The sequence below is a fragment of the Pseudomonas sp. B21-035 genome (assembly GCF_024748945.1).
In the GTDB taxonomy this organism is placed as follows: Bacteria; Pseudomonadota; Gammaproteobacteria; order Pseudomonadales; family Pseudomonadaceae; genus Aquipseudomonas.
On record NZ_CP087179.1, the window covers coordinates 4,332,472 to 4,345,910 of the forward strand.

The window sequence follows — 13,439 nt, forward strand, 5'->3', positions numbered from 1 at the left end:
ATTCTGCGCCGACAGTGGCACAGTGCTCAAGTGGGTCGACGCGCGATGGAACCGCTACGCCAAATAAGGACCTAAACTGCGAATTCAGACCACAAGGGAGTGAGCGCAGCATGAGCCGTATCGAAACTGACAGCCTGGGGCAGGTCGAAGTTCCTGACCAGGCCTACTGGGGTGCCCAGACGCAACGCTCGCTGATCAACTTTGCCATCGGCAAGGAACGCATGCCGCTGGCGGTGTTGCATGCCCTGGCACTGATCAAGAAAGCCGCGGCACGGGTCAACAACCGCAACGGAGACCTCGCGGCGGACATCGCCCGGCTGATCGAACAAGCCGCCGACGAAGTGCTCGACGGGCAACTGGACGACCAGTTTCCGCTCGTCGTCTGGCAGACCGGCAGTGGCACCCAGAGCAACATGAACGTCAACGAAGTGATCGCCGGTCGTGCCAACGAACTGGCCGGCAATGGCCGTGGCGGCAAAACGCCAGTACACCCCAACGATCACGTCAACCGCTCGCAAAGTTCCAACGACTGCTTCCCCACCGCCATGCACATCGCCGCCGCCCAGGCCGTGCAGCACAAGCTGCTGCCGGCGATCACCGAACTGTCGTCGGGGCTGGCGGAACTCTCGGCGCGCCACCAGCACCTGGTGAAAACCGGTCGCACCCATATGATGGACGCCACACCGATCACCTTCGGCCAGGAACTCTCGGCCTATGTCGCCCAGCTCGACTACGCCCAGCGGGCGATTCGTTCGGCCTTGCCGGCGGTGTGCGAGCTGGCCCAGGGCGGCACCGCCGTCGGCACCGGGCTGAACGCCCCGCACGGCTTTGCCGAAGCCATCGCCGCCGAGCTCGCCGCGCTTTCCGGCCTGCCGTTTGTTACCGCACCGAACAAGTTCGCCGCCCTGGCCGGGCATGAACCGCTGACCACCCTCGCCGGCGGCCTGAAAACCCTCGCCGTGGCCCTGATGAAACTGGCCAACGACCTGCGCCTGCTCGGCTCCGGGCCGCGCGGCGGGATTGCCGAAGTACGCCTGCCGGCCAACGAACCGGGCAGCTCGATCATGCCCGGCAAGGTCAACCCGACCCAGTGCGAGGCCCTGTCGATGCTGGCCTGCCAGGTGCTGGGCAACGACACCGCGATCGGCTTTGCGGCAAGCCAGGGGCACTTGCAGTTGAACGTGTTCAAGCCGGTGATCATCCACAACCTGCTGCAGTCCATCGAACTGCTGGCCGACGGTTGCAGCAACTTCCAGCAGCACTGCATTGCCGGGATCGAACCGGATCCCGAACAGATGGCCGCGCACCTGGAGCGCGGGCTGATGCTGGTGACCGCGCTCAACCCGCACATTGGCTACGACAAGGCGGCAGAAATCGCCAAGAAGGCCTACAGCGAAGGCACCACCCTGCGCGAGGCGGCGCTGAGCCTGGGTTACCTGAGCAACGAGCAGTTCGACCAGTGGGTGCGCCCGGAAAAAATGCTCGAACCGGGCGCCAAGGGCTGAATCACCGGGCCAGGCGAACGCGCCTGGCCCGCCAGCCGGCCATGATCGAGGGGCCCAGGGCGGTCAGCGCCGAGCCCAGCACCACCACCAGCGCACCGATGTAGCCCAGGGTGTTGATCTGCTCGGCGTGGACAAAGTCGGGCCAGAACCAGGCTGCCAGGGCCACCGCCACGAAGGTGATCAGCGGCGTCACCGCCAGGGTCGCACTGACCTTGGAGGCTTCCCAGTGCGCCAGGGCTTCGGCAAACGCGCCGTAGGCCACCAGGGTGTTCAAACAGCAGGCAAGCAGCAGCCAGCCTTGCAGCGGGCTCAATTGCAGCGCCTCCAACGGATGCACCCAAGGGGTCAGCAAGGCTGCGCAAAACAGGTAGATCACCATCATCACCTGCATCGAGTTCCATACCGTCAGCAGCTGCTTCTGGCTCAGGGCATAGAACACCCAGATAGAGGTCGCCAGGAGGATGGTCAGCACGCCGGTGGTGTAGACGCTCAGGGAGGTGAGCAGCTCATCCAGGCGTTGATTGAAGAACAGGCCAAAGCCCAGCAGCAGGATCACCAGGCCCATGCCCTGCCCCAGGCTAAAGCGTTCCTTGAACAGGAACACGCTGGCCACCAGCAACAGCACCGGGCCCATCTGCACCACCAGCTGGGCGGTGCCGGGGCTGAGCAGCTTGAGCCCGACCAGGTACAGCACATAGTTGCCCACCAGCCCGCAGGTAGCCAGCAGCACCAGGCCCCAGCCCTTGCGCCCGAGGCCATTGAACGAGGGCAGGCGCTTGCTTGCCGCCAGCCAGGCCAGCAACAGGCCGCCGGACACCAGCAGGCGAAACCAGGTCACGGTGATCGGGTCCATCACCTGCAGCACCTGTTTGAGCTTGATCGGCAGGATGCCCCAGAGCACGGCGGTCAGCAGCGACAAGGACAGACCGTAGACCCAGCGTCCGGAAGAAATATGCATAACCAGCCTCGATAGCCCTTTGGTGGGGGGAAACTGGATTCTACGGGCTGGGTTGGTGGCGAGACAGGCAAGAATGCGGAAAAGAATTCAGTACTTCATTCCCTGAGCTCCTGCTGGGGCTGCTTTCGCAGCCCCAGCTATCATTTCTTGTGCTTCTTGAACGCCGCCTCCAGCGCCTGGTTGATGGTGCGCAACACCTTGACCCGCGCCCAGCGCTTGTCATTGGCCTCGACCAGGGTCCAGGGCGCAATCTCGGTGCTGGTACGGTCGACCATGTCGCCCACAGCCTCCGCGTACTGCCCCCACTTCTCGCGGTTGCGCCAGTCTTCCTCGGTGATCTTGAAGCGCTTGAACGGGATCTGCTCGCGCTCCTGAAAGCGCTCGAGCTGGGTCTGTTCGTCAATCGACAGCCAGAACTTCACCACCACCACGCCAGCATTGCTCAGTTGTTCTTCGAAGTCGTTGATCTCGCCATAGGCGCGCATCCAGTCGGCCTGGCTGCAAAAGCCTTCGATCCGCTCGACCAGTACCCGGCCATACCAGGAACGGTCGAACACGGTGAACTTGCCACGCGCCGGAATGTGCCGCCAAAAGCGCCACAGGTACGGCTGCGCGCGCTCTTCTTCGGTGGGCGCGGCGATCGGCACGATGCGGTACTGGCGCGGGTCGAGGGCTGCCGCCACCCGGCGAATGGCACCGCCCTTGCCCGCCGCATCGTTGCCTTCGAACACGGCAATCAGGGCGTGGCGGCGCATGCGCTTGTCACGCAGCAGGCCGGCCAGGCGCGCCTGTTCGGTAATCAGTTGTTCCTGGTAGTCGTCCTTGTCCAGGCGCAGGCTCAGGTCGAGGCTGCCGAGCAGGCTGCGCTGGTCGATGCTTTCACCCAGCGGCGCGATGTTGGCCTGGTGGATCGGCCCGTGATCGGACTTGAGCGCGGCCTGCAGCCCTTCGAGCAGAATCTTGCCCACAGCCAGGCTGCGGTAATGCGGATCGACGCCCTCGATCACATGCCAGGGCGCGTAGTCGCGACTGGTCTGGCGCAGCACCCGCTCGCCAAAGCGCACGAAACGGTCGTAGGTTTCGGACTGCTGCCAGTCCAGCGGGCTGATCCGCCAGCTGTGCAGCGGATCGTCCTTGAGCGCCTTGAGGCGGGCTTTCATCTGCTTCTTGGACAGGTGAAACCAGAACTTGAAGATCAGCGCGCCTTCATCGCAGAGCATCTCTTCGAGGCGCTCGGCGCCGCGGATGGCCTGGTCGAGCACGGCATCCTTGAACTGGCCATGCACGCGGCCCTGGAGCATCTGGCTGTACCAGTTGCCAAAAAATACGCCCATCCGCCCCTTGGCCGGCAGTGCCCGCCAGTAGCGCCAGGCCGGTGGACGGGCGAGTTCTTCGTCGGTTTGCTGGTCGAAGGTGCGCACCTCGATCAGGCGCGGGTCCATCCATTCGTTGAGCAGCTTGACCGTCTCGCCCTTGCCGGCACCTTCGATGCCGTTGATCAGTACGATCACCGGGAAACGCGCCTGCTGCTTGAGCTCGAACTGCGCCTCCAGCAACGCTTCACGCAGCGCCGGGACCTCGGCGTCATAGGTGTCTTTGTCGATGGCGTGACCAATTTCAGCGGATTCGAACATACCAGGCTCCCTACTTGGATAAGCAAGACTAGCGGATTGTCGAAACCTTTGTCGGCACAAAACAAAGCCTGCCACAGGTCAAACAGCCTGGCGCCGATCAGCTAAAATGGCCCTCTTGCCAATGCTGAGCCGAACATGACCGAAGTAACCCAATACGCCCAGATCGACTGGGACGACCAGGGCCGACCGCACTCGCGCCAATACGACGACATCTATTTCTCCAAGGAGCAGAGCCTGGAGGAAACCCGTCACGTGTTCATCGACCAGAACGACTTGCGCCAGCGTTTCAGCGCAATGCAGCCGGGCCAGTGCCTGGTGATCGGCGAAACCGGCTTCGGCACCGGCCTGAACTTCTTCTGCGCCTGGCAGCTGTTTGCCGAGTGCGCCCCGGCTGATGCGCGGCTGCACTTCATCAGCGTCGAAAAATACCCCCTGACCCGCGCCGACCTCAGTCGCGCCCTGGCCCTGTGGCCGCAGCTGGCGCCGTTCAGCAGCCAGTTGCTGAGCCAGTACGTGGCAGTGCACGAAGGCTTCCAGCCGTTCGCGTTCGAGCAGGGCCGGGTGCGCCTGACCCTGATGATCGGCGACGTGCTGGAGCAACTGCCGCAGCTCGATGCACAGGTGGATGCCTGGTTCCTCGACGGCTTTGCCCCGGCCAAAAACCCGGAAATGTGGACCCCGGAGCTGTTCGCCGAGATCGGCCGGCTGTCAGCGCCCGGCACCACCCTCGGCACCTTCACCAGCACCGGCTGGGTGCGCCGCGGCCTGATCGCCGTAGGCTTTAGCATGAAGCGCATTCCCGGCATCGGCAAGAAATGGGAAGTGCTGCGCGGCACCTTCAATGGCTGGCCGGCCGAGCAGCCGCAACCGGCCGCCAGCGCGCCGTGGTTTGCCCGGCCGCCTGCCCTGCGCGGCCCACGCCAGGCGCTGGTGATCGGCGCTGGCCTTGCCGGGTGCGCCAGCGCCGCCAGCCTGGCCGCCCGCGGCTGGCAGGTAAAGGTGCTGGAGCGCCATGCGACGCCAGCAGCAGAAGCTTCGGGCAACCCGCAAGGGGTGCTGTACCTGAAGCTGTCTGCACACGGCACGGCGTTGTCGCGCCTGATCCTCAGCGGTTTCGGCTACACCCGGCGGCTGCTCGAACGCCTGCAGCGCGGCCAGGACTGGGATGGCTGCGGGGTGCTGCAGCTGGCCTTCGACGCCAAGGAAGACCAGCGCCAGCAGCAACTGGCCGCAGCCTTCAACCCGCAATTGCTGCAACGCCTGGACCGTGAGCAGGCTGAACAACTGGCCGGGGTTGCCCTGGACAGCGGCGGGCTGTTCTACCCTGAAGGCGGCTGGGTGCATCCGCCGGCGCTGTGCCAGGCGCAACTGCAGCACCCGAACATCACCCTGCTGACCCATCATCAGGTACTGCAACTGCGTAAGGTCGACGGCCTCTGGCAAGCCTGGGAAAGCGACAAACTGCTGGCCAGCGCGCCGCTGGTGGTGTTGGCGACCGCCGCCGAAATCCACAACTTCGAGCCTTGCGCCGGGTTGCCGCTCAAGCGCATTCGCGGGCAGGTCACCCGCCTGCCCGTGACAGCGCAAAGCCAGGCATTGACCACGGTGGTGTGCGCCGACGGCTATGTCGCGCCGCCGCGCAATGGCGAGCACACCCTCGGCGCCAGCTTCGACTTTCACAGCACCGACCTCACGCCCACCCCCGGCGAGCACGTCGGCAACCTTGGCCTGCTTGAGGCGATCTCCAGCGACCTGGCCCAGCGCCTGGGCGCCCACAGTCTCGACCCGCATACGCTGCAGGGCCGCGCCGCGTTTCGCTGCACCAGCCCCGACTACCTGCCGATTGTCGGCCCGCTGGCCGAACAGGCGCAGTTCAACCAGGACTACGCCGTGCTGGCCCGCGATGCCCGGCAAATTCCCGCCACCCCCTGCCCCTGGCTAGAAGGCCTGTTCATCAACAGCGGCCATGGCTCGCGGGGGCTGATCACCGCGCCACTGGCGGGCGAAATGATCGCCGCCTGGGCCGACAACGCACCGCTGCCGGTGCCCCGCGCCGTGGCCGAAGCCTGCCACCCGAATCGCTTCATGTTGCGTGAATTGATCAGGAATAAAAAAGCAGCGACAAGCGCCAAGCCACACACTAAAAGCTGATTGACCCGGCGTGCTCTTGCAGCTTGAAGCTTGTCGCTTGCAGCTACCGCTTATAACCGATTGATCTAAAACTCTCGCTATCCGCACCGGTCAGTTTCCATGTGCCCGGGTTTCGGGCACCTTCCCCAACGGCAAAACCGGTAAGGACATATGTGCGGATTAGCTGGAGAGTTTCGTTTCACCCCTGTTGCCCACCCACCACGCCCGGCGGACCTCGCCGCGGTCGAGCGGATCACCCATCACCTGGCACCTCGCGGCCCTGACGCCTGGGGTTTCCATAGCCAGGGGCCGATTGCCCTGGGCCATCGCCGGCTGAAAATCATGGACCTGTCCGACGGCTCGGCGCAGCCCATGGTCGATAACCAGTTGGGCCTGTCGCTGGCCTTCAACGGCGCCATCTACAACTTCCCCGAGCTGCGCAGCGAGCTGGAAAGCCTCGGCTATGCCTTCTACTCGGATGGCGACACCGAGGTGCTGCTCAAGGGCTATCACGCCTGGGGCGCCGACTTGCTGCCGCGCCTGAACGGCATGTTCGCCCTGGCGATCTGGGAACGTGACAGCCAGCAGCTGTTCCTCGCCCGCGACCGCCTCGGGGTCAAGCCGCTGTACCTGTCGCGCACCGGCGAACGCCTGCGCTTCGCTTCGAGCCTGCCGGCGCTGCTCAAGGGCGGCGACATCAACCCGGTGCTCGACCCAGTGGCGCTCAACCACTACCTGAACTTCCACGCCGTGGTGCCAGCGCCACGCACCCTGCTGGCCAATATCGAGAAACTGCCACCGGCCAGCTGGATGCGCATCGATGCCCAGGGCCGCTGCGAGCAGCAAGTCTGGTGGCACCTACACTATGGCCCGCGCACCGACGAACAGGACCTGAGCCTGGAAGACTGGCGCGACCGCGTCCTCGACAGCACCCGCGAGGCGGTGGCGATTCGTCAACGCGCTGCGGTGGATGTCGGTGTGTTGCTGTCCGGCGGTGTCGACTCGAGCCTGCTCGTCGGCCTGCTGCGCGAGGTCGGTGTCGATGACCTGTCGACCTTCTCCATCGGCTTCGAGGATGCCGGCGGCGAGCGCGGCGACGAGTTCCAGTACTCCGACCTGATCGCCCGCCACTACGGTACCCGCCATCATCAATTGCGCATCGATGAGCGGGAGATCATCGAGCAGTTGCCCGCGGCCTTTCGCGCCATGAGCGAGCCGATGGTCAGCCATGACTGCATTGCCTTCTACCTGCTGTCGCGGGAAGTGGCCAGGCACTGCAAGGTGGTGCAAAGCGGCCAGGGCGCCGACGAGCTGTTCGCCGGTTACCACTGGTACCCGCAGGTGGACGGCGCGCGCGATCCGTTCGCGGCCTACCGCGAGGCGTTCTTCGACCGCAGCTACGACGACTATGCCGCCACCGTGCAAGCGCCTTGGCTGCTCGATCACGACGCCGCCGGCGACTTTGTCCGCCAGCACTTCGCCCAGCCCGGCGCCAGCGATGCGGTGGATAAAGCCCTGCGCCTGGACAGCACGGTGATGCTGGTCGACGACCCGGTCAAACGGGTCGACAACATGACCATGGCCTGGGGCCTGGAAGCGCGCACGCCGTTCCTCGACTATCGCCTGGTCGAGCTCTCGGCGCGCATCCCGGCGCGCTTCAAGCTGCCCGACGGTGGCAAGCAGGTGCTCAAGGAAGCCGCGCGGCTGGTCATCCCCAGTGAAGTCATCGACCGCAAGAAGGGCTACTTCCCGGTACCGGGACTCAAGCACCTGCAGGGCGCAACCCTGGACTGGGTGCGTGAGTTGCTGCTTGACCCCAGCCAGGACCGCGGCCTGTTCAACCCCGCCGCCCTCGACCGCCTGCTCAGCGATCCCCACGGCCAGCTGACGCCGCTGCGCGGCTCCAAGCTCTGGCAACTGGCTGCCTTGAACCTGTGGCTCAGCGAACAAGGAATCTGATCGATGAAAGCCCATGCCTCACCTTACGGCCAGCGCCTGCTGCGCGGCCAGGTGCCGTCCTATGAGCGACTGCAGGCGCAACTGGCCGGCGATGGCAGCCAGCCCCACGACCAGCCGCGTTCGCTGCACTGCGGCTGGGGGCGGCTGCTGATCGGCCACACCTACCCCGACCCGGCCAGCCTGGCCAGCGCCCTGCTCGACGAACGCCCCGGCGAGCGCGACATTGCCCTGTACGTGGCGGCGCCGCAGCAGGTGCTGGCCCAGGCCCCGCAGCAATTGTTCCTCGACCCGTCCGACACCCTGCGCCTGTGGTTCAGCGACTACCGCCCGGCGCAACGGGTGTTTCGCGGTTTTCGTATCCGCCGGGCGCAGAGCGACAGCGACTGGCAGGCGATCAACGCCCTGTACCAGGCCCGCGGCATGCTGCCGATCGACCCCGAGTTGCTGACCCCGCGCCATCAGGGCGGGCCGGTGTACTGGCTGGCCGAAGACGAAGACAGCGGCGCGATCATCGGCAGCGTCATGGGCCTGAATCATCACAAGGCCTTTGCCGACCCGGAACACGGCAGCAGCCTCTGGTGCCTGGCGGTGGACCCACAGTGCACCCGCCCGGGTGTCGGCGAAGTGCTGGTGCGGCATTTGATCGAGCACTTCATGAGCCGCGGCCTGACCTGCCTCGACCTCTCGGTGCTGCACGACAACCGCCAGGCCAAACGCCTGTACGCCAAGCTGGGGTTTCGCAACCTGCCGACCTTCGCGGTCAAGCGCAAGAACGGCATCAACCAGCCGCTGTTCCTCGGCCCAGGCCCTGAAACCGGGCTCAACCCCTATGCGCGGATCATCGTCGAGGAGGCGTACCGGCGCGGTATCGAGGTGCAGGTCGACGATGCCGATGGCGGCCTGTTCACCCTTATCCATGGTGGTCGGCGGGTACGTTGCCGCGAGTCTCTGAGCGACCTGACCACGGCGGTGAGCATGACCCTGTGCCAGGACAAAAGCCTGACCCACAAGGTACTGAGCGCCGCAGGCTTGCAGGTGCCGGCGCAGCAACTGGCCGGCAATGCCGATGACAACCTGGCCTTCCTCGAAGACCACGGCGCGGTGGTGGTCAAGCCGCTGGACGGTGAGCAAGGCAACGGCGTGGCGGTCAACCTGAGCACCCTCGATGAAATCAGTGCAGCGGTAGAAAGCGCCCGGCGCTTCGACAGCCGCGTGCTGCTGGAAAGCTTTCATGCCGGCCTTGACCTGCGCATCGTGGTCATCGGTTTCGACGTGGTCGCCGCCGCCATCCGCCACCCGGCGCAGATTGTCGGCGACGGCCAGCACGCCGTCGGCGCCCTGATCGAAGCCCAGAGCCGTCGGCGTCAGGCGGCAACGGGCGGTGAAAGCCGCATCCCCCTGGACCACGAAACCCAGCGCACCCTGCACGCTGCCGGGGTCGATTACGACAGCGTACTGCCTGCCGGCCAGCGCCTGGCTGTGCGCGGCACCGCCAACCTGCACACCGGCGGCTGCCTGGAGGACGTCACCGAGCGCCTGCACCCGGTGCTGGTCGACGCTGCCATCCGCGCCGCCCGCGCCCTGGACATCCCGGTGGTGGGCCTGGACCTGATGGTCAAGGCCGCCGACCAGCCCGACTACGTGTTCATCGAAGCCAATGAACGCGTCGGCCTGGCCAACCATGAACCGCAACCGACTGCCGAGCGCTTCGTCGACCTGTTGTTCCCCCACAGTCGACCCGCGCCATGAGCACAGGAGTTCGCATGCCCCAACAGCTTCCCGAACCGGACCTCACGTACTTGCAGAAAGTCCTGCTGGAAATGCTCGCCATTCCCAGCCCCACCGGCTTTACCGACACCATCGTGCGCTATGTTGCCGAGCGCCTCGAGGAGCTCGGCATCCCCTTCGAACTGACCCGTCGCGGCACCATCCGCGCTACCCTCAAGGGCCGCAAGAGCTCGCCCGACCGGGCGGTGTCCGCCCATCTGGATACCATCGGCGCCAGCGTGCGGGCGATCCAGGACAACGGCCGGCTGTCGCTGGCGGCGGTGGGCTGCTGGTCCAGCCGCTTTGCCGAAGGCAGCCGCGTCAGCGTGTTCACCGACAGCGGCGTGCTGCGCGGCAGCGTGTTGCCGCTGATGGCCAGCGGCCACGCGTTCAACACCGCCATCGATCAGATGCCGGTCAGTTGGGAGCACATTGAGTTGCGCCTGGATGCCTACTGCACCACCCGCGCCGATTGCGAGTCGCTGGGCATCGGCATCGGTGACTTCGTCGCCTTCGACCCACTGCCCGAGTTCACCGAAAGCGGCCATATCAGCGCCCGCCACCTGGATGACAAAGCCGGTGTCGCGGCGCTGCTGGCGTCGCTCAAGGCCATTGTTGAAAGCGGCGCACAGCCGTTGATCGACTGTCACCCGCTGTTCACCATCACCGAAGAGACCGGCTCCGGCGCCGCTGCCGCCCTGCCCTGGGACGTCAGCGAGTTCGTCGGCATCGATATTGCCCCGGTCGCGCCCGGGCAACACTCAAGCGAACACGCGGTCAGCGTCGCCATGCAGGATTCGGCCGGCCCCTATGACTATCACCTGACGCGCCACTTGCTCAAACTTGCCCGCGAACACGAACTGCCGGCTCGCCGCGATGTGTTTCGCTACTACTTCAGCGACGCGCATTCGGCGATCACCGCCGGTCACGATATTCGCACCGCCCTACTGGCCTTCGGTTGCGACGCCACCCATGGCTACGAACGCACGCACATCGACAGCCTGGCGGCGCTGAGCCGCCTGCTGACCGCCTACCTGCTCAGCCCGCCGGTGTTTGCCAGCGACTCGCAAGCCACCGGCAGTTCGCTGGAAAGTTTCAGCCACCAGCTTGAGCACGATGCACAGATGGAAAGCGATACCCGGGTGCCGGCCGTCGACAGCCTGGTCGGCAACAAAAACTAGCGCCTACACAGCCAGGACAGGTTTGGCGTAGCATGGCGCTACCTTTTCGCCAGACCTGTCCTGTTCATGCTGATTCCCTACGACCAACTGGAAGCCGAAACCCTCACCCGCTTGATCGAGGATTTCGTCACCCGCGACGGCACCGACAACGGTGACGACACCCCGCTGGAAACCCGCGTGCTGCGGGTGCGCCAGGCGCTGGCAAAAAAACAGGCGTTCATTCTGTTCGACCTTGAAAGCCAGCAATGCCAGCTGCTGGCCAAGCACGACGTGCCCAAGGAACTGCTCGACTGATTCAACCGGCCTGCTTGGCCAGTTGCTCGACGATACGCTTGTAGATCTCCGCCCGGTGCACCTCGATGTGCCGCGGCGCGCTGATGCCGAAGCGCACGGTGTTGCCGTCCACCGACAACACCTTGATCTTGATGTCATCGTCGATGGCGATGATTTCGCCTATTTCGCGGCCTATTACCAACATGCTCCGATCCTCCACAAATCAGGGAATTCGGAGACTGCACGGGGTGCCGGACGCCTTCAATGCTCCGACGGCGAATTAGACCCATCCCACTTAGCTGGGCGATTTTGCCTACAGATTTCTTGAGTTTTCGACCCTTCAGGCACTCTGCAAACGTGGCCCGAGGACGATGATGCTGGCCCCCAGCACGCACAACAACGCGCCGATCCAGTCAGTGCCCAGCGGCCGCGCCCGCTCGACCAGCGCCAGCCACAACAGCGAAGTGACGATGTAGATACCGCCATAGGCGGCATAGGCGCGCCCGGCATACGCCGCTTCGACCCGGGTGAGGATCAGCGCGAACAGGGTCAGGCTGAGCAAGGCCGGGGCAATCCACCAGGCGCTCTTGCCCAGGCGCAGCCACATGTAGAAGGCATAGCAACCGCCGATCTCGAAGATCGCCGCGAGGAAAAACCACAGGTAATTGATCACACCAGGTACTCAAGGCTGTTCAAAGGATGGCCAAGAATACCTGATGGCGACGCTCAAGCCTGGGACGGCCGCGCCTTGGCGCGCATTTTCTCGGCCATGCTGGCCATCTCGTCGTAGAGCATCTGCGGGTTGCGCTGCTTGAGCTTCCAGGCTTCGCGGCCCTGCTCATGAGGCAGGATCAGGAACTCGCCGGCGGCCACTTGCTGGTGGATGTAGTCGGCGATATCGGCGGCGCTGATCGGCGAGCTTTCCAGCAGCTTGCCGACCTGGGCTTTCATCGCCGGGGTCGGGCCACGGAACGAGTCGAGCAGGTTGGTCTGGAAGAACGACGGGCACACCACGTGCACCGCGACCTCCTGCTGGCGCAGCTCGATCAGCAAGCTTTCCGACAGGGCCAGCACCCCGGCCTTGGCGACGTTGTAGTTGCTCATCGCCGGGCCTTGCATCAGGGCGGCCATCGAGGCGATGTTGATGATCCTGCCCTTGCTGCGCTCGAGCAGTGGCAGGAAAGCCTTGCAGCCCTTGACCACGCCCATCAGGTTGATTGCGATCTGCCAGTCCCAGTCCTCCAGCGACAGCTCGGCGAAAAACCCGCCCGAGGCCACCCCGGCGTTGTTGACGATCACATCGATGCCGCCGAACTTTTCTTCGCAGGCCTGGGCCAGGGCGGTGAGCTGACTGTAGTCACGCACATCGCAGCGCTGCACGAAACCGTCGGCGCCGGCCTCGCGTACCAGCGCCAGGGTTTGCTTGAGGCCGGCCTCGTTGACATCGGCCAGGGCCAGTTGCCAGCCCTCGCGCGCCCAGCGCAAGGCAATTTCGCGCCCAAGCCCCGAGCCGGCACCGGTAATCATCATGCGCTTTTGCATAGCAGCTGCCTTGTACTGTTCTGGAAAGTTCAGGCCAGTGTAGCGAAGCCAAGGCCGCCACCCACTCAGTATCAGGATGCTGAATAGCCGGGGCAAACAGCGGTGAACGTGACTAATAAAGATGGGATAAAACTTTTAGCCACTGGCGGCAGTCGGAATTAACAGGCGGGCATGAAACACATGACCGAAGAGATGGATTGCAGCGTAACGCCTACTTCTCAAGCCAAACAAGGAAACTGCCATGGGCACCATACTTATCATCATCCTGATTCTGCTGTTGATCGGTGGCTTACCCGTCTTTCCGCACTCCAGAAGTTGGGGCTATGGGCCATCCGGCATCATCGGTACGGTGCTGATCATCCTGCTGATCCTGTTGTTGCTCGGCAAGATATAGAAAAGCTGCAAGCCATAAGCAGCAAGCCGCAAGCCGCAAGTCAAAGCAGTACGCGTACGGCTTCAACTTGCGGCTTGTGACTTGGAGCTTGCAGCC

General features: G+C 64.6%; 12 protein-coding genes. 7 read left to right on the plus strand and 5 right to left on the minus strand.

Translation table 11 applies throughout. From position 1 onward, the window contains the following. Positions 1 to 110: 110 nt before the first annotated feature. Positions 111 to 1,505 carry a class II fumarate hydratase gene (locus tag LOY22_RS19740; RefSeq protein ID WP_045195415.1) on the plus strand — a complete coding sequence of 465 codons (1,395 nt, stop codon included), beginning with the start codon at positions 111 to 113 and terminating at the stop codon, positions 1,503 to 1,505. Between the two features lies 1 nt (position 1,506). On the opposite strand, the gene LOY22_RS19745 is transcribed toward LOY22_RS19740, so the two are convergent. Then, positions 1,507 to 2,463: a DMT family transporter gene (locus tag LOY22_RS19745; protein ID WP_093380397.1), complete on the minus strand. Its 957-nt coding sequence runs from the start codon at positions 2,461 to 2,463 to the stop codon at positions 1,507 to 1,509. Between the two features lie 140 nt (positions 2,464 to 2,603). Then, positions 2,604 to 4,097 carry a polyphosphate:AMP phosphotransferase gene (gene pap, locus LOY22_RS19750; protein ID WP_045195420.1) on the minus strand — a complete coding sequence of 498 codons (1,494 nt, stop codon included), beginning with the start codon at positions 4,095 to 4,097 and terminating at the stop codon, positions 2,604 to 2,606. Positions 4,098 to 4,232: 135 nt separating this feature from the next. On the opposite strand from pap, the gene mnmC reads away from it, so the two are divergent. The 5 genes from mnmC (at position 4,233) to LOY22_RS19775 (ending at position 11,428) form a co-directional block, all read left to right on the plus strand. Next, on the plus strand, positions 4,233 to 6,248 hold the full coding sequence (gene mnmC / locus LOY22_RS19755) for a bifunctional tRNA (5-methylaminomethyl-2-thiouridine)(34)-methyltransferase MnmD/FAD-dependent 5-carboxymethylaminomethyl-2-thiouridine(34) oxidoreductase MnmC (RefSeq protein ID WP_093380395.1): 2,016 nt from the start codon (positions 4,233 to 4,235) through the stop codon (positions 6,246 to 6,248). A 150-nt stretch (positions 6,249 to 6,398) separates the two neighbouring features. After that, the gene (locus tag LOY22_RS19760) at positions 6,399 to 8,186 is read left to right on the plus strand and encodes an N-acetylglutaminylglutamine amidotransferase (RefSeq protein WP_045195423.1); all 1,788 of its coding nucleotides are present in this window, start codon (positions 6,399 to 6,401) and stop codon (positions 8,184 to 8,186) included. Between the two features lie 3 nt (positions 8,187 to 8,189). After that, the gene (ngg, locus tag LOY22_RS19765) at positions 8,190 to 9,935 is read left to right on the plus strand and encodes an N-acetylglutaminylglutamine synthetase (protein ID WP_045195425.1); all 1,746 of its coding nucleotides are present in this window, start codon (positions 8,190 to 8,192) and stop codon (positions 9,933 to 9,935) included. 14 nt (positions 9,936 to 9,949) lie between these two features. After that, entirely contained in the window at positions 9,950 to 11,134 is a 1,185-nt protein-coding gene (locus tag LOY22_RS19770; RefSeq protein WP_045195427.1) for an osmoprotectant NAGGN system M42 family peptidase, read from the plus strand. Positions 11,135 to 11,200: 66 nt separating this feature from the next. Further along, positions 11,201 to 11,428, plus strand: a complete 228-nt coding sequence (locus LOY22_RS19775) for a YheU family protein (protein ID WP_045195429.1) — start codon at positions 11,201 to 11,203, stop codon at positions 11,426 to 11,428. A gap of 1 nt (position 11,429) precedes the next feature. Here the strand turns inward: LOY22_RS19775 and csrA are convergent, their stop codons facing one another. The 3 genes from csrA to LOY22_RS19790 form a co-directional block, all read right to left on the minus strand. Then, complete coding sequence (csrA, locus tag LOY22_RS19780; protein ID WP_045195430.1) at positions 11,430 to 11,612, minus strand: carbon storage regulator CsrA; 183 nt, start codon at positions 11,610 to 11,612, stop codon at positions 11,430 to 11,432. A gap of 135 nt (positions 11,613 to 11,747) precedes the next feature. Next, positions 11,748 to 12,080, minus strand: a complete 333-nt coding sequence (locus tag LOY22_RS19785; RefSeq protein ID WP_045195432.1) for a YnfA family protein — start codon at positions 12,078 to 12,080, stop codon at positions 11,748 to 11,750. A 53-nt stretch (positions 12,081 to 12,133) separates the two neighbouring features. After that, positions 12,134 to 12,949 carry an SDR family oxidoreductase gene (locus tag LOY22_RS19790; RefSeq protein WP_195884810.1) on the minus strand — a complete coding sequence of 272 codons (816 nt, stop codon included), beginning with the start codon at positions 12,947 to 12,949 and terminating at the stop codon, positions 12,134 to 12,136. Positions 12,950 to 13,190: 241 nt separating this feature from the next. Here LOY22_RS19790 and LOY22_RS19795 point away from each other — a divergent pair, with 241 nt between their 5' ends. Next, positions 13,191 to 13,343, plus strand: a complete 153-nt coding sequence (locus LOY22_RS19795) for a DUF3309 family protein (protein WP_010224169.1) — start codon at positions 13,191 to 13,193, stop codon at positions 13,341 to 13,343. Positions 13,344 to 13,439 lie beyond the last annotated feature (96 nt).

Coding starts and splice junctions, on each gene's coding strand:
- ngg (WP_045195425.1), top strand. CDS start 8,190: ATGAAAGCCCATGCCTCACCTTACGGCCAGCGCCTGCTGCGCGGCCAG.
- LOY22_RS19795 (WP_010224169.1), top strand. CDS start 13,191: ATGGGCACCATACTTATCATCATCCTGATTCTGCTGTTGATCGGTGGC.
- LOY22_RS19745 (WP_093380397.1), bottom strand. CDS start 2,463: ATGCATATTTCTTCCGGACGCTGGGTCTACGGTCTGTCCTTGTCGCTG.
- mnmC (WP_093380395.1), top strand. CDS start 4,233: ATGACCGAAGTAACCCAATACGCCCAGATCGACTGGGACGACCAGGGC.
- pap (WP_045195420.1), bottom strand. CDS start 4,097: ATGTTCGAATCCGCTGAAATTGGTCACGCCATCGACAAAGACACCTAT.
- LOY22_RS19740 (WP_045195415.1), top strand. CDS start 111: ATGAGCCGTATCGAAACTGACAGCCTGGGGCAGGTCGAAGTTCCTGAC.
- LOY22_RS19770 (WP_045195427.1), top strand. CDS start 9,950: ATGCCCCAACAGCTTCCCGAACCGGACCTCACGTACTTGCAGAAAGTC.
- LOY22_RS19775 (WP_045195429.1), top strand. CDS start 11,201: ATGCTGATTCCCTACGACCAACTGGAAGCCGAAACCCTCACCCGCTTG.
- LOY22_RS19790 (WP_195884810.1), bottom strand. CDS start 12,949: ATGCAAAAGCGCATGATGATTACCGGTGCCGGCTCGGGGCTTGGGCGC.
- LOY22_RS19760 (WP_045195423.1), top strand. CDS start 6,399: ATGTGCGGATTAGCTGGAGAGTTTCGTTTCACCCCTGTTGCCCACCCA.
- csrA (WP_045195430.1), bottom strand. CDS start 11,612: ATGTTGGTAATAGGCCGCGAAATAGGCGAAATCATCGCCATCGACGAT.